The 20,121-nt window shown below is 74.8% G+C and carries 12 protein-coding genes, 1 tRNA gene and 1 pseudogene; 9 read left to right on the top strand and 5 right to left on the bottom strand.

Annotation, left to right across the window (positions count from 1 at the left end; genetic code table 11):
• Positions 1 to 4: 4 nt before the first annotated feature.
• Both ACN20G_RS15875 and ACN20G_RS15870 read left to right on the top strand, forming a co-directional pair.
• Positions 5 to 253 carry a hypothetical protein gene (locus tag ACN20G_RS15875; RefSeq protein ID WP_424213437.1) on the top strand — a complete coding sequence of 83 codons (249 nt, stop codon included), beginning with the start codon at positions 5 to 7 and terminating at the stop codon, positions 251 to 253.
• Between the two features lie 331 nt (positions 254 to 584).
• Complete coding sequence (locus ACN20G_RS15870) at positions 585 to 2,516, top strand: hypothetical protein (protein ID WP_424213436.1); 1,932 nt, start codon at positions 585 to 587, stop codon at positions 2,514 to 2,516.
• Positions 2,517 to 2,595: 79 nt separating this feature from the next.
• On the opposite strand, the gene ACN20G_RS15865 is transcribed toward ACN20G_RS15870, so the two are convergent.
• Positions 2,596 to 3,984, bottom strand: coding sequence for a cystathionine beta-synthase (locus tag ACN20G_RS15865; RefSeq protein WP_424215530.1), 1,389 nt, complete (start codon positions 3,982 to 3,984; stop codon positions 2,596 to 2,598).
• Between the two features lie 179 nt (positions 3,985 to 4,163).
• On the opposite strand from ACN20G_RS15865, the pseudogene ACN20G_RS15860 reads away from it, so the two are divergent.
• The 3 genes and pseudogenes from ACN20G_RS15860 to ACN20G_RS15850 form a co-directional block, all read left to right on the top strand.
• A pseudogene (locus ACN20G_RS15860) lies at positions 4,164 to 5,216 on the top strand (SGNH/GDSL hydrolase family protein); the annotation flags it as partial.
• A gap of 728 nt (positions 5,217 to 5,944) precedes the next feature.
• Positions 5,945 to 7,165, top strand: coding sequence for an acetyl-CoA C-acetyltransferase (locus ACN20G_RS15855; protein WP_424213435.1), 1,221 nt, complete (start codon positions 5,945 to 5,947; stop codon positions 7,163 to 7,165).
• Between the two features lie 860 nt (positions 7,166 to 8,025).
• Positions 8,026 to 8,859: a hypothetical protein gene (locus ACN20G_RS15850; RefSeq protein ID WP_424215529.1), complete on the top strand. Its 834-nt coding sequence runs from the start codon at positions 8,026 to 8,028 to the stop codon at positions 8,857 to 8,859.
• 126 nt (positions 8,860 to 8,985) lie between these two features.
• Here ACN20G_RS15850 and ACN20G_RS15845 read toward each other — a convergent pair whose 3' ends face one another.
• Positions 8,986 to 9,375: a hypothetical protein gene (locus ACN20G_RS15845; RefSeq protein WP_424213434.1), complete on the bottom strand. Its 390-nt coding sequence runs from the start codon at positions 9,373 to 9,375 to the stop codon at positions 8,986 to 8,988.
• Positions 9,376 to 9,486: 111 nt separating this feature from the next.
• Between ACN20G_RS15845 and ACN20G_RS15840 the strand changes: the two genes are divergently transcribed.
• Complete coding sequence (locus tag ACN20G_RS15840; RefSeq protein ID WP_424213433.1) at positions 9,487 to 9,717, top strand: DUF4287 domain-containing protein; 231 nt, start codon at positions 9,487 to 9,489, stop codon at positions 9,715 to 9,717.
• 222 nt (positions 9,718 to 9,939) lie between these two features.
• Here the strand turns inward: ACN20G_RS15840 and ACN20G_RS15835 are convergent, their stop codons facing one another.
• Positions 9,940 to 10,782, bottom strand: a complete 843-nt coding sequence (locus ACN20G_RS15835) for a Bax inhibitor-1/YccA family protein (RefSeq protein ID WP_424213432.1) — start codon at positions 10,780 to 10,782, stop codon at positions 9,940 to 9,942.
• Between the two features lie 309 nt (positions 10,783 to 11,091).
• Between ACN20G_RS15835 and ACN20G_RS15830 the strand changes: the two genes are divergently transcribed.
• Complete coding sequence (locus ACN20G_RS15830) at positions 11,092 to 12,396, top strand: hypothetical protein (protein WP_424213431.1); 1,305 nt, start codon at positions 11,092 to 11,094, stop codon at positions 12,394 to 12,396.
• Between the two features lie 1,720 nt (positions 12,397 to 14,116).
• Here ACN20G_RS15830 and ACN20G_RS15825 read toward each other — a convergent pair.
• Positions 14,117 to 14,199: transfer RNA gene (locus ACN20G_RS15825), tRNA-Leu, on the bottom strand.
• A 735-nt stretch (positions 14,200 to 14,934) separates the two neighbouring features.
• Here ACN20G_RS15825 and ACN20G_RS15820 point away from each other — a divergent pair.
• Positions 14,935 to 15,708 (top strand): ABC transporter ATP-binding protein, encoded by a 774-nt coding sequence (locus ACN20G_RS15820; RefSeq protein WP_424215528.1) that lies wholly within the window; start codon positions 14,935 to 14,937, stop codon positions 15,706 to 15,708.
• Positions 15,709 to 15,788: 80 nt separating this feature from the next.
• Positions 15,789 to 18,332 carry an ABC transporter permease gene (locus ACN20G_RS15815; RefSeq protein ID WP_424213430.1) on the top strand — a complete coding sequence of 848 codons (2,544 nt, stop codon included), beginning with the start codon at positions 15,789 to 15,791 and terminating at the stop codon, positions 18,330 to 18,332.
• Between the two features lie 105 nt (positions 18,333 to 18,437).
• Here the strand turns inward: ACN20G_RS15815 and ACN20G_RS15810 are convergent, their stop codons facing one another.
• On the bottom strand, positions 18,438 to 19,811 hold the full coding sequence (locus tag ACN20G_RS15810; RefSeq protein ID WP_424213429.1) for a class I SAM-dependent methyltransferase: 1,374 nt from the start codon (positions 19,809 to 19,811) through the stop codon (positions 18,438 to 18,440).
• Between the last annotated feature and the right edge of the window lie 310 nt (positions 19,812 to 20,121).

The raw sequence follows: 20,121 nt of genomic DNA, 5'->3' as shown, positions 1-20,121 counted from the left end.
GAAGGTGGTCGGCCCGAGCAAGTCCGTCGCCACCGACGCCACGGAGAGCACGGAGGCGGTCTGTCCCGCCGGCACCCGGGTGATCGGCGGGGGCATGGCGCAGAGCAGCGACAGTTCGGACACCCGGATGATCAGCTCCAGGCCCTCGGACGACGGCAAGAAGTGGCTGCTGACGGTCCGGCACCGGGGGGTCGCCGGCGGCGACACCATCAACGCCATCGCGTTCTGCCAGAAGGTGGTCGGGGCCGACTGAGCCCCCTGCCGGGGCGGAGCACCCTCCGCCCCGGCCCCGGCCGCGCCCCGGGCCGGCCCGTTCGGGCCGCGTCCGTTCGGGCCGGTCCGGCTCCCCACCGCGTCGCGGAACCACCTCGCGAAGCCGTGCCCGGGACCCCCGCCCGGGACCCCTGCCCCGAACCCGTGCCTCGGATCCGCGTCCCAAACCCGTGTCCCGAATCCGTGTCCCGAATCCGGGCCTCGGACCCGTGCCCCGGACCGTTCGCGCGGTGCCGACCCGTTCCGACCTCCCGTCGTCCCCTCGACTCGACTCCCCCCTCTTCCGCGTGCTTCACGAAAGAGGGTGCCGCGTGTTCACCACCCGTCAGAAACTCGCCATCGCCGGTCGACTCGGCCAGGGCATCACCACCCTCGGCCTCACCTGCGGACTCCTCCTCCCCCTCACCACCGCCCACGCCACCACCACCTTCCGCGCCGGCGCACCCGCCGACGCCACCGGCCGCGTCACCGCCCACGGCCGCCAGTACATCCGCCAACACCCCTCCCCCAACTCCCCCTCCCTCGGCAGCCGCACCACCGGCAGCACCGTCCGACTCGCCTGCCGCGCACGCGGCGCCGACGTCGACGGACAGGACCTCTGGTACCGCCTCGCCGAGAACCCGCACGGCTGGATGAGCGCCCGCTACCTCGACACCAAGGGCCACGTGCCCTGGTGTGCCTCCGACGGCGGTGCGGGCGGCGCGAAGGGGGACAAGGGGGACCGGGGGGACAAGGGCGAGAAGGGCGCGCCCGGCGACCGGGGCGGGCCCGGGCCGACGGGCCCGGCGGGGCCGCGCGGGGACCGGGGCGAGCCCGGGCGTCCGGGGCCCACCGGACCGGCCGGCGGGCCCGGGGCGGACGGTCCGACGGGTCCCGCCGGCGGGCCCGGGCCGGCCGGCGGGGCGGGGGCGACCGGGCCGCGCGGGCCCGTGGGCGACACCGGGCCCGCCGGCGCGACGGGACCGGCCGGTCCCCGGGGCGGGGCGGGACCGGACGGGGCCGCGGGTCCCGCCGGACCTCAGGGACCGGCGGGCGCCGCCGGCGCGACCGGTGCCCGGGGCGAGGCGGGACCGGCCGGCGCGGCCGGTCCCCGAGGCGGGACCGGACCGGACGGGGCGCGCGGCGACACCGGACCCCGGGGCCTCCAGGGCGCGACGGGCCCCGCCGGCCCGGACGGGGCCCGGGGCCCCGCCGGGGAGCTCGGGCCCGAGGGTCCCCGGGGCGTGGCCGGGCCGGACGGGGCCGACGGGCCCGCCGGGACGCGCGGCGGGGTCGGCCCCGCCGGTCCCCAGGGGCCCGCCGGACCCACCGGCGCGGCCGGGCCCACCGGCCCGCGCGGAGAGCAGGGGCCGGCCGGCCCCACCGGGGCGACCGGGGCGGCGGGCCCGGCCGGGGCGACCGGTGCCACCGGACCCCTCGGGGACACCGGGGCCGCGGGCCCGACCGGGCCCGGCGGGGCTCGGGGCCCGCAGGGGGTCACCGGGCCGGCGGGGGTCACCGGCCCGCAGGGTGCCGACGGGGCCGGCGGGGACCGGGGGCCGTCCGGTCCGACGGGTCCCGCCGGGGCGGCGGGAGCCCGGGGCGCGGCCGGTGCGGCGGGCCCGACCGGGACGACGGGCCCGGCGGGTCCGACGGGCGAGACCGGCCCCCGGGGCCCCCAGGGCGATCCCGGGGACCCGGGGCAGCGCGGGGAGACCGGGGCCGCCGGGACCCAGGGGCCCACCGGGGACCGGGGCTCCGTCGGGGCCGGCGGGGACCGGGGGCCGGCGGGCCCGGCGGGCCTCGGCGGCCCCCAGGGTCCGGCCGGGGCCACGGGGGCCAAGGGCCCGCAGGGTCCGGCCGGCCCGCGTGGGGGCACGGGGGACACCGGGACGGCCGGCGACCGGGGTCCGACGGGCGCCACCGGGGCCACCGGACCGGCCGGGGCCACCGGGGCCACGGGTCCGAAGGGCGCCACCGCCCCGGGGTCCCTCACCGAGGCGCCCACCTACGTCACCGGGGACTGGGTGCCGGTGCCGGCGAACGGCAACGTCACGGCGCGGGCCATGTGCCCGGACGGGATGAAGGTCGTCGGCGGCGGGATCCACTACGACCGGACGCCGCCGACCTCGTACCGGGCGATGGAGAACCACCCGAACGACGGCGGGACGGGCTGGGAGGCCAACGCCGCGCTGGGTTCGGACGGCGGCTCGGACCCGCTCAGGATCCGGGCGCACGCCATCTGCGTCCACTCCGCGAACTGATCCCGCCCCCGCGCCGCCGGCCCCGGCCGCCCCTCGCGGGGTGGTCGGGGCCGGCGGGTCGTGCGGGCGCGCTTCGGGGTTACTTCGCGGCGCGGGCCAGGAAGGACAGGAGGTCCTGGCGGCTGACGACGCCGGTGGGCTTGCCCTCGACCAGGACGATCGCCGCGTCCGCCGCGCCGAGGACCTTCATCAGGTCGCCGACGGGCTCGCCCGAGCCGACCTGCGGGAGGGGGGCGCTCATGTGCTTCTCCAGCGGGTCCTCCAGGGAGGCCCGCTGGGTGAACAGGGCGTCGAGGAGCTCGCGCTCGACGACGGAACCGATGACCTCGGCGGCCATCACGTCGGGGTGGCCGGCGCCGGGCTTGACGATCGGCATCTGGGAGACGCCGTACTCGCGCAGCACCTCGATGGCCTGGCCGACGGTCTCCTCCGGGTGCATGTGCACGAGGGAGGGCATGGCGCCGTCCGCCTTGTCGGCGAGGACCTGGCCGACGCGGGCCGCGGCCCCGGCCTCCTCCAGGAAGCCGTGGCCGGCCATCCACTCGTCGCTGAAGATCTTGCTGAGGTAGCCGCGGCCGCTGTCGGGCAGCAGGACCACGACCACGTCGTCCGGGCCGAGGCCCTCGGCCGCGCGCAGGGCGGCGGCGACGGCCATGCCGCAGGAGCCGCCGACGAGGAGGCCCTCCTCCTTGGCGAGGCGGCGGGTCATCTGGAAGGAGTCCTTGTCGGAGACGGCGATGATCTCGTCCGTCACCTCACGGTCGTAGGCGGTGGGCCAGAAGTCCTCGCCGACGCCCTCCACCAGGTACGGCCTGCCGGAGCCGCCGGAGTAGACCGAGCCCTCGGGGTCGGCGCCGATGACCTTGACGCGGCCCTCGGAGACCTCCTTGAGGTACTTGCCGGTGCCGGAGATGGTGCCGCCGGTGCCGACGCCCGCGACGAAGTGGGTGATCTTCCCCTCCGTCTGGTCCCACAGCTCGGGGCCGGTGGTCTCGTAGTGGGAGCGCGGGTTGTTCGGGTTGCTGTACTGGTCGGGCTTCCACGCGTCCGGGATCTCGCGGACGAGGCGGTCGGAGACGTTGTAGTAGGAGTCCGGGTGCTCGGGGTCGACGGCGGTGGGGCAGACCACGACCTCGGCGCCGTACGCGCGCAGCACGTTGATCTTGTCCAGGGACACCTTGTCCGGGCACACGAACACGCACTTGTAGCCCTTCTGCTGGGCCACGATCGCCAGTCCCACGCCCGTGTTGCCGCTGGTGGGCTCCACGATGGTGCCGCCGGGCTTCAGCGCGCCGCTGCGCTCGGCCGCCTCGATCATCCGCACCGCGATGCGGTCCTTCACGGACCCGCCGGGGTTGAAGTACTCGACCTTGGCCAGGACGGTCGCCTGGAGCCCTTCGGTCACGCGGTTGAGCTTCACCAGCGGCGTATTGCCGACCAGGCTGATCATCGAGTCGTGGAATCGCACCATGTTCTCCAAGGACAGGTCTCCACGGGGTCTCCGGGAGGTGCGGCCAGAGTATCGACTTGTCCATCGATTGGGATTGGCGCGACCTCGTCGCGGGGCAGACACGCACAAGAGGCCGGCCGCGCACCAGTGGGGTGCCGGCCGTGCGGAGCACGAGGAGCACGAGGAGGTGCCGCCGGGTGTCCAGGGCGAGGACGGCCCGCCGGATCGCGGCGGGCGCGGCGTACGGGGGCGGTGGGCTGGGGCTGCTCGGCGTGGCCACCGTCGGGGTGGTCCTGGCGGAGGTTCAGCTCGCCAAGCGGACCGTGGGCACGGGCCAGGCGGATCCGCCGCGCGCGGACGGCCTGTACGGGTCGGAGTTCGCGACGGCGACCCGCCTGCCCGGGGATCACCCGGACGACGGGCTCGGCGCCGGCGCCGGTCCCGGCGTGGGCCCGCTGCGGTTCGCGATGCTCGGCGATTCGACAGCGGCGGGGCTGGGGGTGCGGCGGGCCCGGCAGACGCCGGCGGCGCTGCTGGCCTCGGGGCTGGCGGCGGTGGCGGAGCGGCCGGTGGAGCTGCGCAACGTGGCCCTGTCGGGGGCGACCTCGGACGATCTGGAACGGCAGGTGTCGCTCCTGCTGGACCGGGGGCTGCCGGCGCCGGACGTGGCCGTGATCATGATCGGGGCGAACGACGTGACCCGCCGGCTGCCGCCCACGCAGTCGGTGCGCATGTTGTCGTCGGCGGTGCGGCGGCTGCGGGCGGTGGGCACGGAGGTGGTCGTGGGCACCTGCCCCGACCTGGGCACGATCGAGCCCGTGTACCAGCCGCTGCGGTGGATGGCGCGGCGGGTGTCGCGGCAGTTGGCGGCGGCGCAGACCATCGGGGTGATCGCGGAAGGCGGACGGACCATCTCGATGGGCGACCTGCTGGGCCCGGAGTTCGCGGCGAACCCGCGCGAGATGTTCGGCCCGGACGCCTACCACCCGTCCGCCGAGGGGTACGCGACGGCGGCGATGGCGGTGCTGCCGACGGTGTGCGCGGCCCTCGCGCTGTGGCCGGAGGCGGACCGGATCGACGTGTCGCGGGACGAGGACATGCTGCCGGTGGCGAAGGCGGCGTCGGCGGCGGCCGGCCAAGCGGGCACGGAGGTCACGGGAGCGCGCGCGCCGTGGGCGCTGCTCAAGCACCGGCGCCGGCGGCGGCTGCCGGAGGGCCGCGACCCGCAACCCCCGCGCGCCGCGGACGGCACCCCGGCGAGCCCGGGCGCGCACTGGGACTGGGAGTGGCTGAACGCGCGCACGGTGGGCCGCTACCGGGCCGGGGTCGGCCCGGTGTGGCTACGACGGATCGTGACCCCGGAGGAGACGGACCCGACCGGGCCCGGGCACGAGCACGCGGGCGAGCACGGGCACGAGGGCGAGCACGGGCACGGCCCCGGGCACGCGGGCGAGGGCGCGGCCGGAGCCGGGGGACGGGCCGGGGCCGGCCCGGGAAGCACGCCCACGGCGGACCCGGCACACACGGGCGGCACGGCGCGCACGGACGGCACGGCGGGCACGGACCGCACGGCGAGCACAGACAGCACGGACGGCACGGACCGCACGGACGGCACGGCGGACCGCGACGGCCCGGACGGATCCGGCGCCGGCGGTCGGAAGGAGGGGGGTCGGGGCGGGGGCGGCGTGGGGCGGCGGGACGGAAAAGGGGTCCGCATCACACCGCGCGACGGGTGACCTCGACAGTACGGGGCGGTAACTTCGCTTGCGGTCCGGTCGATCGGGCCCGAACGGCGCGTCGGGGAGGCCGCGGTCGACCCCGCCGCCCACCCGTCGCCCCGTCCGGTCCGCCCGCCCGGTCCGCCCGTCCACCGCGTCCGGTCCGGACGGTCCGATCGGTCCGTTCGGCCCGTTCGGTCCGTTCGATCGCCGTCCCGTCCGCCAGGCCCTGCCGCGACCCTCTCGAATCCGGAGTCCCGATGCCCGAAGCCGTCATCGTTTCCACCGCCCGCTCCCCCATCGGTCGCGCCTTCAAAGGCTCGCTGAAGGACCTGCGTCCCGACGACCTGACCGCGACGATCATCGAGGCCGCCCTCGCGAAGATCCCCGAGCTGGACCCGCGGGAGATCGACGACCTGATGCTGGGCTGTGGTCTGCCCGGCGGCGAGCAGGGCCACAACCTGGGTCGCATCGTGGCCGTGCAGATGGGCATGGACCACCTGCCGGGCTGCACGATCACCCGTTACTGCTCCTCCTCCCTCCAGACCTCCCGCATGGCGCTGCACGCGATCAAGGCCGGCGAGGGGGACGTGTTCGTCTCGGCGGGCGTGGAGATGGTGTCGCGTTCGGTGAAGGGCTCCTCGGACGGCCTGCCGGACACCCACAACCCGCTGTTCGCGGAGGCCGAGGCCCGCACGAAGGCGGTCGCGGAGAGCGCCGGCGCCTCGTGGCACGACCCGCGCGAGGACGGCCTGCTCCCGGACGCGTACATCGCGATGGGGCAGACCGCCGAGAACCTGGCGCGCCTGAAGGGCGTGACCCGCCGGGAGATGGACGAGTTCGGCGTGCGCTCGCAGAACCTCGCCGAGCAGGCCATCGCCAAGGGCTTCTGGGAGCGGGAGATCACCCCGGTGACCCTGCCGGACGGCACCGTGGTCTCGAAGGACGACGGCCCGCGCGCCGGCGTCACCCTGGAGGGCACGGAGGGCCTGAAGCCGGTGTTCCGGCCGGACGGGCTGATCACGGCGGGCAACTGCTGCCCGCTGAACGACGGCGCCGCCGCCCTGGTGATCATGAGCGACACGAAGGCCCGCGAGCTGGGCCTGACGCCGCTGGCGCGGATCGTGTCCACCGGTGTGACCGGCCTGTCCCCCGAGATCATGGGCCTGGGGCCGGTGGAGGCGAGCAAGCAGGCGCTGAAGCGGGCCGGACTGACCATCGGGGACATCGACCTGGTGGAGATCAACGAGGCGTTCGCGGCGCAGGTCATCCCCTCGTACCGGGACCTCGGCGTGGACCTCGACAAGCTCAACGTCAACGGCGGGGCCATCGCGGTCGGTCACCCCTTCGGGATGACCGGCGCGCGCCTCACCGGCACGCTGATCAACAGCCTCCAGTTCCACGACAAGCAGTTCGGCCTGGAGACCATGTGCGTGGGCGGCGGCCAGGGCATGGCGATGGTCATCGAGCGCCTGAGCTGAGACCCCGACCCCCCGGCCCGGTGGTCACGGACCGGGGCCGCAGGCCACGGGTCGCGAGTCACGGACCGGGGGGCACGGGCCGCAGGCCACGGGCCGGGGGGCACGGGCTTGCGGGCCACGGGCCGGGGGTCACGGGCTGCGGGCCGCAGGTCACGGGCCGGGGGCACGGACGGCGGGGCGGGGCGGGGCCGACGAGGCCGCGCCCCGCCCCGCCGCCGTCGCACGCCCGACGAGCTCCGGCCCACCCACGCCACGGGCCTCGCCCAGCCCCCGGCACGGCCGCGCCCAGCCCCCGGGACGCGCCGCGCCCCACCCACGCCACGGGCCGCCGGCCGCGCCGCGCCCCATCCCCAGCACGGAGTCACCCCTCCCCCCGACACTGCGCCACCTCACCCCCGACACTGCGCCACCCCACCCCCGACACGCCGGCGGCCCGCTCCCGACACGCCGCCCGCGCGCGGAACCCGACACTCTCCGCGCGATGTGACCGGGATCTCAGCCCGATTTTTCGGTTTCGCCCCGGTTCACCCCCACTCGGGCACCGCCCGCCGATCACCCGTCGGGACGAGTCCGCAGGTGGGCGCCGTGATCACGAACGGACGCCGCACGTCCGTGCGGATCACCCGGATGTCCGTTTCAATCCCTTCGCAATAGATCTGTGACCAAATCTCCCCCAGGATGTGACATACCTTGCGGGCGTTCGGCGTTTCCGCAGGTCAGCATTGATCCGATCATGTTCGCCAGGGCAAACGGCCTGTCCAATTCGTGACGTAATGCACTGCACGGCATTCCCCTCTCGGGACAAGCTGTTGTAGGAAGTCGGGGGATCGAAACACTTCGGGAGTCAGTAAGTGAGCGCCATGTCTCTAGCCCTGCTGCTGATCACGGCCGCTGCCACGGCCGTGGGCGCCGCCGCACTGCACGCCGTTCACGGCCTGCGCAAGCAGGTCACGGCCCTGCGCGGCGAGCTCGCGATCTCCGATCGCGTCCGCACGACGGCGGCCACCGTGCCGCACGCGCGGACCGCCGCGGAATCGCCCGCCGCCGAGATACGAGCCGCCGTGGCCGAGGCCCTCGCCGAGGAACGGGAACGGGAGCTGGCCGAGGCCCGCGCGTTCTGGGCCGCGCAGGAGGCCCGTGACGCCGAGGCGCCCTCGCTGCTCGGCGGCCTGCCGGGCACCGCCGAGGACGTCCTGGGCAACCCGATGTTCCTGCCGCGCCAGGCCGACCTGGTGGGCCTGGAGCCGCTGCACGCCGAGGATCTGCTCGCCGACCCCGAGCACCCCGAGGACTCGGCCGAACTCGCCGCCGCCCGCCGCCGGCACCCCTCGCACCCCGACTTCGTGCCCGTGCAGCCGCACCCCGGCGCCGACCACGAGCGCACCGTGAACCGGCTGGAGGAGCTGGCGCAGGCCCGCACCGAGCTGGCCGACGTGCGCCCCGGCCCGCTGGGCACCCTCGACGTGTACGTGTTCGCCGACGGCACCACGCTCTGCATGACCCCCGGCCACCGCGAGACCGCCGAACGCCTCGCCGGCGCCCTGCGCGCGGGCACCGCGCCCGTGCTGCTCGGCGGCTCGGGGATCTCCGGCGCCTACGCGCTCACGTTCTCCTGCGGCGGCGCCGACGAGAACCCCGACAACCCCGAGAACCACGTGTACATCCTGGCCGACCGGGTCATCGCCTCGCTCTGACCGGCTCCCCCGGCCACGTTCCGACCCGCGTCACGACGACCGCGTGACAGCCCGCTTCACGACCCGCTTCACGACCCGCGTCACGCCGCCCGACTTCCCGGGCGGGGCCCTTCCGGGGCCGGAAGCTCAGAGTCCGGCCCGGGCCGCGGCCTCCGCCACGCACCGCACGGCCTCGTCCACAGCCTCGGACGGGGCCGTTCCGGCGCTCCCGGCCCCCTCGGGGCCCCCGGACGCCGCCCCGGCCTCCGCGGGCCGTGAGACGGCCCGCAGGGCCTCCGCGAGGTCCACGGCCGCCACGACGAGCTGGTCCCCGACCGCGAACGGGCCGGCGTCCGGCATCTCGCGCGGTTCGACCCCCGGCGCCAGGCCCTCCAGCCGCTGCGCCCGCGCCGACAGCTCCCGCGCCAGGGCCAGGCCCTCCGCCGCCGCACCCCGCTTCAGACGGCTCTGCGGGGCCGAACGCAGCCGGTCGGCGAAACGGTTCGCGGCATCGGTGAGGGGCGAGGTGTCGATCACGCGGCCGACCTTACGCGCGGCGACGGCCCCATTGCCAACGGGCGGAGCCTCGGGCACGGTGACGGGAAGAACACCGCACGGTCACGCCCAGCGACGCTTCCGGAGGCGCCCATGTCCGTTGAGTTCTTCGAGGAAACCCACCGCAACATGATCTCCCGCATCCCCCGCTGCACCGGCCGCGAACTGGCCTGGTGGCTGCGGGAGGTGGACGAGGGCCCCTCCCTCGTCCGCTTCGAGGAGAAGGTCAGCTGGCTGCGGGGAGCCCACGAGCTCTCGTACGGCCAGGCCAAGGCGATCATCCACGAGTACGACCTGCGCCGGGCGGCCAGAAGGCTCGGCTGACCCGCCGGCCCCGGGGCACGCGCCACCGCCGGCGCCCCCGTTCGACCCGTCCGACCCGTCCGACCCCGCCCGACCCCGCCCGACCCGCCCGTCCCCGCACCCCCGATCCGTCACCCGTCCCACACCCCCACACACGCGGGAAGGCCCCGCGAGCCGTGTGGCTCGCGGGGCCTTCCCAGGGTCGTGCGTCGTGCTCGGACCGCGCGGGCGATCCGGGTCCTGCTAGTCGTCGCCCGAGAAGATCGCGACCAGGCGCAGCATCTCGGTGTAGATCCACACCAGGGTGAGGGTCAGACCGAACGCGGCCAGCCACGCCTCCGCCTTCGGCGCGCCGTAGGTGATGCCGTCCTCGACCTGCTTGAAGTCCAGGGCGAGGAAGAACGCGCCGATGATCACGCCGGCGACGCCGAACAGGATGCCCATCGGGCCGTTGCCGCGCAGGCCCAGGCCGTCGCCGCCGCCGATGAGGGCGGCGACCATGTTGACCAGCGACAGGAGCAGGAAGCCCACCGCCGCCGCCATCACGAAGCCGATGAAGCGGCGGTTCACGCGGATCCAGCGCATCTTGTAGGCGAACAGCACGCCGCCGAAGACCGCCGCGGTACCGAGCACCGCCTGCATGATCGCGCCGAAGCCGAAGGCGTTGCCGACGGCACCGCTGATCGCGCCGAGGAACACGCCCTCGAACGCGGCGTAGCCGAGGATGACGCCCGGCATCGGCTTGCTCTTGAAGGACTGCACCATCGCCAGGACGAAGGCGATCACGGCCGCGCCGATGGCGACGGCGAAGTTCTTCGACAGGAACAAGTACGCGGGGATCGCCGTGGCGACGACCAGGCCGAGCGTCGTGGCCGTACGGGCCACCACGTCGTCGATCGTCATCGCGGTCGCCGAGTTCACGGGCGCCTGCGGCATGCCCGTCTGCGGGTCGGTCGCGTACGGGTTCGTCGCGTACGGGTTGGTCGCGGCGGCCCCGGCCTGCTGGTGCTGCGCGTCAAAACCCGCGTAGCCGCTGTTGTCGCGGCTGAACCCCCGTCGCGAGAAGACCGGGTTGCTGCTCCTCATCTCACTCCTCCGTGGCCACACTGCGCGGCCTTGGAAACCAGGGTAATGCGTTCGCAAAGGAAGCACCCTACTACCAGGGGAGGATCTTCGGTGAACGAACGATGAGAAAGACGGGGATCCCGGACGAACCGGCGGGGCGGAGGTGACGGGTGTTCCGGGAGCGGCGTGACGGGCCCGGGCGTGTGGGCGGCCGGGAATAGGCCGATCGTCTGACAAATGCGGGGTGTCGGGGGAAAGGGGACGGCGTGGCGCGAAGGACGTGCCCCACGCTGACGCCGTCACGTCCGCCGATCCCTCTTGGAGGGGTGCATGTACTCCGCACCTGGGACCTCCCGTCCCCCGCTCGGCCCGCTCCCCTTCCGGACCCGGGCCCACCTCGCCGGCGGCGCCCTCGCCGCGCTCGCCCTGCTGCTGACCGGCGCCGCGGCCCCCGCGACGGCCGACCCCGCACCCCGCACCGCCCCGGCGGGCGGCGGGGGCGGCGGCTGCCCGCGCACCCTGCCCGCCCCGGCCGCGCCCGGGGCCGAGGAGGGCGAACGGGCCGAGGGGGCGGCCGAGGACGCGGAGCCGGCCGGCGGGGAGGCGGCACGGGCGCACGGGGGCGGCGGCGGGGGCGGGGGCGGCGGCTGTCCCGGCCCGACCGGCCCGACCGGCCCGGCGGGACCGCCCGGACCGAAGGGCCCCAAGGGCGCCACGGGCCCGGCAGGCCCGAAGGGGCCGGCAGGGCCCAAGGGCGCGACCGGACCGGCCGGTCCGCCCGGACCGAAGGGCGCCCCCGGCGCGACGGGCCCCGCCGGCCCGCCCGGAACCCAGGGCCCCACGGGTGCGACGGGCCCCACGGGACCCACCGGCACCACGGGCCCGACGGGCCCGACCGGCCCCACGGGACCCACCGGCCCGACCGGACCCACGGGCCCCATCGGCCCGACCGGCCCCACGGGAGCGACCGGCGCCACCGGGCCCGCCGGCCCGTGCGTGGACGTGGACGCGGTCCGCGACAACCAGGACCGCGAGTTCAAGACCGTGCTCACCCCCGACGGGATCACGTACGCGGGCGTGCGGGAGGTGAAGGGTGACACGGTCGGCGCGTGGCGCTGGTACGACCTGAGCGCCAACCCGGCGGGCGCCTACCCGACCGGCGTGTGCGGCGTCTCGATCGCCCACCAGGCCAACCGGCTGGTGATCGAGGGGGTGACGAAGACCGGGGAGCTGTGGGAGACGTTCTGCGCGGTGGACCCGGGCAACGGGCAGGAGGGCGACAAGCTGGTGTGCGACGGCGTCTGGCGCCTGGCGACCCCCCAACCGACCCCGGGCGCGAACGGCACCCTCGCCGCCCCGGCAACCCCGGGCACGGCCCCAGGCCCGGATGCGGCCGCAGGTACGGCCCCGAGCCCGGGCACGGCCGCAGGCCCGGGTACGGCCTCGGGCCCGAACGCGGCCGCGAGCCCGAACGCGGCCTCGGGCCCGGGTACGGCGGCGAGGCCGGTGCAGGCCCCCGCGCCCGCGCCGGGGGCGCCGGCCGAGCCGGGTGCGGGCGCGAGCCCGCACCGCGGCCCGTTCACCACGCTCCCTGTCCTCTACCCGGGCCAGGTCCGCACCGCCCTCACGGGATGATCCCGCTCCCGCGCCCGGGCCCCGACACCGGGCCCGCCCCGCGCCCCCACGCGCGGAGCGGGCGGGCGACCGCGCCCCACCCCGAAGGGAAGCCGAGGCAGCGTGCGACCACACGCAGGGCGGGCACTGGCAGACGGGCGAGGGCGCGCGCAGGCGGGCAGGCGGGCACGGGCAGATGGGTGCGGGCGCGCGCGGAGATGGGCACGGGCGGGTGCCGTGCCGACCGCCACCCCGCCCCGGCACCCGTGCGCGACCGATCGACCGTGCCGATCGGTCGCACGCGGGCGATCGGCACGGTCGGCATCGCCCCCACCCGGCGCCACCCCGCCCACCACCCGGCCCCGCTCCCCCGACCCCGACCGTCCAGACCCGCCCCCGGGCGGGTCTGGACGGTCGACACCGCCACCCCACCCAGCCCATACCTCCGGACGGGCCCAGGCCATCCGAGCCCGGACCCGGGCGCCTCGCCCATCGGGACGAGCCCGGTCGACACCGCCACCCCGTCCCTCCCCTCCCGTTCCAGGCGTCCCGCCCCTCCCGCCTCAGCCGTCCAGGCCCGCACGCCCGTCCGGCCCCGCTCGTCCAAGCCCGGACCCGGGCCCTCGCCCATCGGGGCGACCCTGTTCGGCACCGCCACTCCGCCCGGCCCGCACCGCCCGGCCCCGGTCATCCGAGCCCTGACCCGGGCCCCTCCCGAGGTGACTCCGGTCGGTACCGGAGCCCCGCCGGCCCCAGCCGCCCGTCCGGGCCCGGACCCGAGCGCCTCCCCCATCGGAGCGACCCGAGTCGGTACCGCCACCCCGCCCCGCCCCGGCCGTTCGGGCCTGATCGTCCGGGGCGGGACCCGAGCGCCTCCTCCATCGGGCCAACCCCGGTCCACACCGCCACCCCGCCCGACCCCCGCCGTCCACGCCTGATCGCCCTGGCCTGGACCCGAGCGCCCCCTCACCGGGGGCACCCCCGGGTCGACACCGCCGCCCCGCCCGCCCTCACGGCCCGGCCCCGCTCATCCGGGCCCGGACCGGAGCGCCCCCGCACTGGGGCACCCCGGTCGGTACCGGCACCCCACCCGGCCCCGGCTGTTCGGGCCTGATCGCCCGGGCCGGGACCCGAGCACCTCCCCCATCGGGGGACCCGAGTCGGCACCGCCGCCCCGCCCGCCCCCACGGTCCGACCCTGCTCGTCCGGGCCCGGGTCCGGGCCCGGACCCGGGCACCGCCCCCCCGTCGGGGCACCCCGGTCGGCGCCGTCGACCCGCTCGGCCACGGTCGTCCGGGGCTGATCGGCCGGACCCGGGCCCGGGTGGGCTCTCTCCCGCCCGGGCGGCCTCGCGCCGGGGCGGGTGCGCTTGGGCGGGCAGGGCCGGGTGGGGCGGGGCCGGTGTCGGTGTCGGGGGGAAGGGCGAGGTCGGGGGGTGTGGTGGGGGTGGTCGGGGGTCCGTGTTCGGGTGCGGTGGGTTTTCTTTCCGCGCTTCGTGCCCGGGCCGGGGTGGGGCCGTTCGGGGATTTGTCGCAGAGCGGAGCATTTCGCTCCCTCCGTTACACGCGCCCCCTTGTGCGCCCCCTTTGCGCCTCCCGCGCGCCCCACCTCGACCGCACGAATGGGAATGGGCTGCACCGGTTCCGTTTCACGTACCGAAACGCACCGGCCCCCGCCCGGGCGACTCCCCGGCGGGGGCACGACCCCTGCGGGAATCCGCAGGTCACAGATGGGGGGAGAGTGCCCGGAGCCGGACTTGAACCGGCACGACCATGAGGTCAGCGAGGTTTAAGCTCGCCGTGTCTGCCATTCCACCACCCGGGCAAGGGCGCGCGAGTTCCCGACGGAAAAGGGGGGCGGGAATCGCGAGTGCGAGCCTAGTGCCACACGCGTGGTGAGCAGTCGGGTTTGTTTCCGATGTTGTCTGATTTTATTGGCACCTGACGCCCCATCATGGCCGATTGTCGATGGGTGACCCTCCGATCAGGTCTACCGTCCGTACGACCGGGGGTGCGAATTCCGTCGGCGGATCCGTCACAACGGGCCCTTCTCCCCCAGGTCACCCCTCCGAGGCCGGAGCCACCGCCTCCCCTCCCGCCCCTCCGCCGGCCGCCGCGCCCCTCTACCCGGTCGCGACCGACCTCGGGCGGATATTCCCGGACGGCGTCGAAGTCGGCGCGTTATCGCCCCGACCGGTCCCGGCCGGAGCCCTCCGTGCCACCGGAACCAAACCCTCGCCCCCCGTTCGCACTCCCGTGCGCACCCGCGCGGTCACGCGCGCGCACCACGCCGGGCCGTGCCCGCACCTCCCCGCACCTCCCCGCGCCGTGCCCACCCGCCGCCCGGCTCGCCCTTTCGGCCGGGTCGGCTCGGGGTCGACGTCATACCAAAGGAGGAGACGCGAGGGCGGACGGTCAGACTCCGGTGTCCCGTGGAACGGACCCCTGGCCTGATCCCCCGGCCGATTTCCGCCGCGAGGATGGTGATCGTCCCGCAGTACGCGCTGTCCGGCGGTCCCGCCGCCACGCCTCACGATCCCCAGGAGTCCCCGTGACCGCCATGAACTACGCCTCTCCCTCGCCCTACACGACCCAGGCGGTCGCGGCCCGCGCCGTGAACGTCTCGAAGGTGTACGGCCAGGGCGAGACCCAGGTCGTGGCGCTGGACAACGTGTCCGTGGACTTCGTGCAGGGCCAGTTCACGGCGATCATGGGCCCCTCCGGCTCCGGCAAGTCGACCCTGATGCACTGCGTCGCGGGCCTGGACACCTTCTCCTCCGGCTCCGTACAGATCGGCTCCACCGAGCTGTCCACCCTCAAGGACAAGCAGCTCACCCAGCTCCGCCGCGACAAGATCGGCTTCATCTTCCAGGCGTTCAACCTGCTGCCGACCCTGACCGCCCTGGAGAACATCACGCTCCCCATGGACATCGCCGGCCGCAAGCCCGACAAGCAGTGGCTGGACAACGTCGTCAACATGGTCGGCCTCTCCGGCCGTCTCTCCCACCGCCCGACCCAGCTCTCCGGCGGCCAGCAGCAGCGCGTCGCGGTCGCCCGCGCGCTGGCCGCCCGACCCGAGATCATCTTCGGCGACGAGCCCACCGGCAACCTCGACTCCCGCTCCGGCGCCGAGGTCCTCGGCTTCCTGCGCAACTCCGTGCGCGAGCTGGGCCAGACCGTCGTCATGGTCACCCACGACCCGGTCGCCGCCTCCTACGCCGACCGCGTCATCTTCCTCGCCGACGGCCGCATCGTCGACGAGATGTACGGACCCACCGTCGACGCCGTCTTCGACCGCATGAAGCACTTCGACGCCAAGGGCCGCGTCAGCTGACCCCCGGGAATCGCGCGACCCGCGCGGCGGCACCCGCCCGCTGACCCGCCCCCTCCGCATCGACTTCACGAGAGAACCCCATGTTCAAGACCGCGCTGCGCAACGTGCTCGCGCACAAGGCACGCCTGATGATGACGGTCCTCGCCGTCACCCTCGGCGTCGCCTTCGTCTCCGGCACCCTCGTCTTCACCGACACCCTGTCCAAGGCCATGTCCGACCAGTCCGCGAAGAGCTACTCGGGCGTCGCGGTCTCGATCACCGACCGGGGCCCGGGCCAGGAGGAGGGCGTCCGCAAGGAGGGCGACCCCGGTGTCTCCCAGGGCACGCTCGACAAGATCCGCGCGCTGCCCGGCGTCGAGAACGCCGCCGGCCGGGTCTCCGGCTTCGCGGGCGTCGGTGACGACAAGGGCAAGCTGATCGGCAACGGCTGGGCCAACCAGGGCGCGAACTGGGCCCCGATCAAGGACGGCCAGGACCCGCGCTACGCGTTCGTCCAGGGCACCGGCCCGGCGGCCGACAACGCGATCGCCCTCGACAAGGACACCGCCGAGCGCGGCAAGTACAAGGTCGGCGACACCGTGCGGGTGGCCGGCAACGGCCCGGTCCGCGAGTACAAGCTCGCCGGCGTGTTCACCACCGAGGACGGCCAGGTCAACGCGGGCGGCACCCTCGTGCTGTTCACCGGCGCCGAGGCCCAGAAGCTCTACCTCAAGCCCGGGTTCTTCACCGAGGTGTCCGTGGCCGCGAAGGCCGGCGCCACCCCGGAGAAGCTGCTGACCGAGGTCAAGCCGCTGCTGAACAAGAGCGCCGACGCCAAGACGGGCAAGGCCCTGGCCGAGCAGCAGGCCAAGAGCATCCAGGACGAGATGAAGAACATGAGCACGATGCTCCTGGCCTTCGCCGGCATCTCGCTCTTCGTCGGCATCTTCCTCATCTACAACACCTTCACCATGCTGGTCGCCCAGCGCACGAAGGAACTGGCCCTGCTGCGCGCCGTCGGCGCCAACCGTTCGCAGGTCAAGCGCTCCGTCCTGACCGAGGCCCTGGTCGTCGGCGTCATCGCCTCCGTGCTCGGCATCCTCGGCGGCATCGGCCTGGCCCTGGGCATGCGCGCCGCGATCGGCACCTTCGGCGCGAAGATCCCCGCCGGACCGACCGTGGTCTCCCCCGGCACCGTGATCATCGCCCTGCTCGTCGGCATCGTCGTCACCCTGCTGGCCGCCTGGCTGCCGGCCCGCCGCACCGCGAAGATCTCCCCGGTCGCCGCCATGGGCAGCGCCCACCTCCCGGCCACGTCCAAGTCCCTGCTGCTGCGCAACATCATGGGCAGCGTGGTCTTCGTGCTCGGCATCGGCATCGCCTTCCTGGGCATCTCCGCGGGCAAGGACGGCAAGGAGATCCTGGGCGGCGGCGCGTTCTTCCTGATGATCGGCCTGATCATCCTGCTGCCGACCATCTCGGTGCCCGTCATCCGCGCGGTCCGCCCGCTGCTGGAGAAGGGCTTCGGGGTCTCCGGCAAGCTCGCCGCGCAGAACGCGGTCCGCAACCCGCGCCGCACCGCCGTCACCTCCGCCTCGCTGGCCATCGGCCTCACCATGGTCACCACCCTCTCGGTGATCGGCGTCTCCATGGGCTCGGCCATCGACAAGATGACCACCGCGAACATCAAGGCGGACTACAAGGTCGCGATGGCCGGCGGCTTCGGCAACATGGACAAGTCCGTGATCCCCGCCCTCAAGGGCGCCCCGGGCGTGCAGGCCGTCTCCGAGTACACCAGCGACAGCCTGCGCACGGACAAGCGCTACCAGAGCGCCACCGGTGTGGACCCCAAGGGCATCACCGAGGTCATGGACGTCAAGGCGGTCTCCGGTTCCGTCGACTCCCTCGCGCAGGGCAAGGCGGCCGTCACCGAGGCGACCGCGAAGAAGGACGGCCTGAAGGTCGGCTCGCAGGTGCCCGTCACCTTCGAGGACGGCACCAAGAGCACCATCGCCGTCGGCGCCGTCATCAACGACAACGACCTGCTGAACGGGCTCGTCCTGGACAACAAGGTCTTGGCCGCGCACTCCGAGCAGCAGTACATCCCGGCCGTCTACGTGAAGATGAAGACGGGCGCGAGCGACGCGAACGAGCAGGCCCTCGTGGACGCCCTCGGCAAGAACCCGGCCATGGCCTTCTCCACGCAGGAGGACATGCGCAACGAGATGGCCGGCATGATCAACACGATGCTGAACGTCATGTACGGGCTGCTCGGCATGGCGCTGATCGTCTCGGTGCTCGGCGTGGTCAACACCCTGGCGATGTCCGTCTACGAGCGGACCCAGGAGATCGGCATGCTGCGGGCGATCGGCCTGGACCGGACCCGGGTCAAGAACATGATCCGCCTGGAGGCCGTCGTGATCTCGCTCTTCGGCGCGGTTCTCGGTGTCGGCATCGGCGTCTTCCTCGCCTGGGCCCTGGGCCGCACCCTCGCCGGGAACATCAGCGACTGGGAGATGGTCCTGCCCTGGGGCCGGATCGGGATCTTCCTCCTGCTGGCCGGTGTGGTCGGCGTGCTGGCCGCCATGTGGCCGGCCCGCAGCGCGGCCAAGCTGAACATGCTGACCGCCATCAAGACCGAGTAGCCCGGCGCCGCACGGGACACGGGACACGCACGACGGCCGGGGCCGGACACCACCGCGAGGTGGGGTCCGGCCCCGGCCGTTTCCGTGCCGTCCGGGTCGTGTCCGTCAGGCCGCCGGCCAGCGGCGGGTGCGCAGCGGCAGGGGGGAGCCGCCGGTCGCGGTGGGCTTCACGGCCAGCACCTGGTTGACCCCTATCGCGTTGTGCTCGAACGCGAGGGCCGACGCGGCCATGTACAGCTGCCAGACCCGGGCCCGGCCCGGGGAGGTCAGCTCCACGGCCCGCGTCCAGTGCTTCTCCAGCCGGTCCACCCAGGCGCGCAGGGTCAGCGCGTAGTGCTCGCGCAGCGCCTCCACGTCGCGGACCTCGAACCCGGCCCGCTCCAGTTGGCCGACGGTGGTGCCGATCGGGCTCAGCTCCCCGTCGGGGAACACGTACGCGCCGATGAACTCGTCGATCTCGTACGCGTTCTCGTCGGCCAGCGGGCGGCGGGCGATCTGGTGGTTGAGCAGCCGGCCGCCCGGCCGCAGCAGCCCGTACAGGTTCGCGGCGTACTCGCGGTACTTCTCCGCGCCCACGTGCTCCGCCATGCCGATGGAGGAGATCGCGTCGTAGGGGCCGTCGTCCACGTCCCGGTAGTCCTGCACGCGGATCTCGACGAGGTCGCCCAGGCCCTCCTCGGCGACGCGCTTGCGGGCGTAGGCGGCCTGCTCCCGCGAGATGGTGACGCCGGTGACCTTCGCCCCGTACTCGCGGGCCGCGTGGATCGCCATCGAGCCCCAGCCGCAGCCCACGTCGAGGAGCCGGTCCCCGGGGCCGAGGTCGAGCTTGCGGGCGACGAGGTCGAGCTTGTCCCACTGGGCCTGTTCGAGGGTGGCCGAGTCCGTGCCGTCCCAGTAGGCGCACGAGTAGACCATCGAGGGGCCGAGGACGAGCTCGTAGAACTCGTTGCCCACGTCGTAGTGGTGACTGATCGCCTTCTTGTCCCGGCCGCGGGTGTGCGCGGAGCCGCCGGCGGCGCGCGCCTCCTCGGGCGGGGGCGGCGGCGGGGACCACGGGCGGGCGAGGGTGAGCAACTCCCGCACGGCGCGCCGCACGGCGGGGTCCTTCAGGGCCGCCGAACGGTCCGTCAGGGCCCGCAGCCGGGCGAGTCGGGAGCTGACGGCGCGGGCGGGCCGCGAGGCCGCCACAGGGGCGTGTGCGGCCTCGGGGTCGCGCTCCCACAGGACGGCGGAGAGCCGGTCCAGCGCCTCGTACAGATCGCCCTCGACGGTGATCTCCCCGGCCACCCAGGCCCGGGCCAGACCGAGTTCGCTCGGCTTGAACAGGATCCGGCGCAGCGCGCGGCGATGGTGCACGATCAGCGCCGGGGCCTCGGGCGGTCCGGCGACGGAACCGTCCCACGCGCGAATGCGCACGGGCAGGGGGGCACCCAGCAGGGTCTCGGCCAACGAGGCCAGCCGCGTTGCGGCGTCGGTCATGTCGAACACCTCCAGTGACAACAACCGACGGCATCCCCGGCCCCTTCCCCCGACATGCGCGCACTTGACGGAGTCCGACCGGTACATACGCCGACACGACCGGAATGGCCCATCGAGTGACGTAGGCCGGCCGGTTTCCGCACCCCGGATCGGGGCAGGTACGACGGTTCGTCAAGCACGCCCCGAGCCGCGCACGATGACGCGACGTCACGCCGTTGCGCCGTCACGCCGTGGCGCCGTCACCGCCCCACCGCCACCCCGTCACCCCCCGGCTCCGGGAACGCCGAAGGGGCCGCCCGCACCACGGATG

Origin of the sequence: Streptomyces dryopteridis (assembly GCF_049606955.1) — a bacterium.
Taxonomy (GTDB): domain Bacteria; phylum Actinomycetota; class Actinomycetes; order Streptomycetales; family Streptomycetaceae; genus Streptomyces.
Note: the sequence above shows the minus strand (reverse complement) of the source record. Positions and strands in the feature narration are given on the sequence as shown.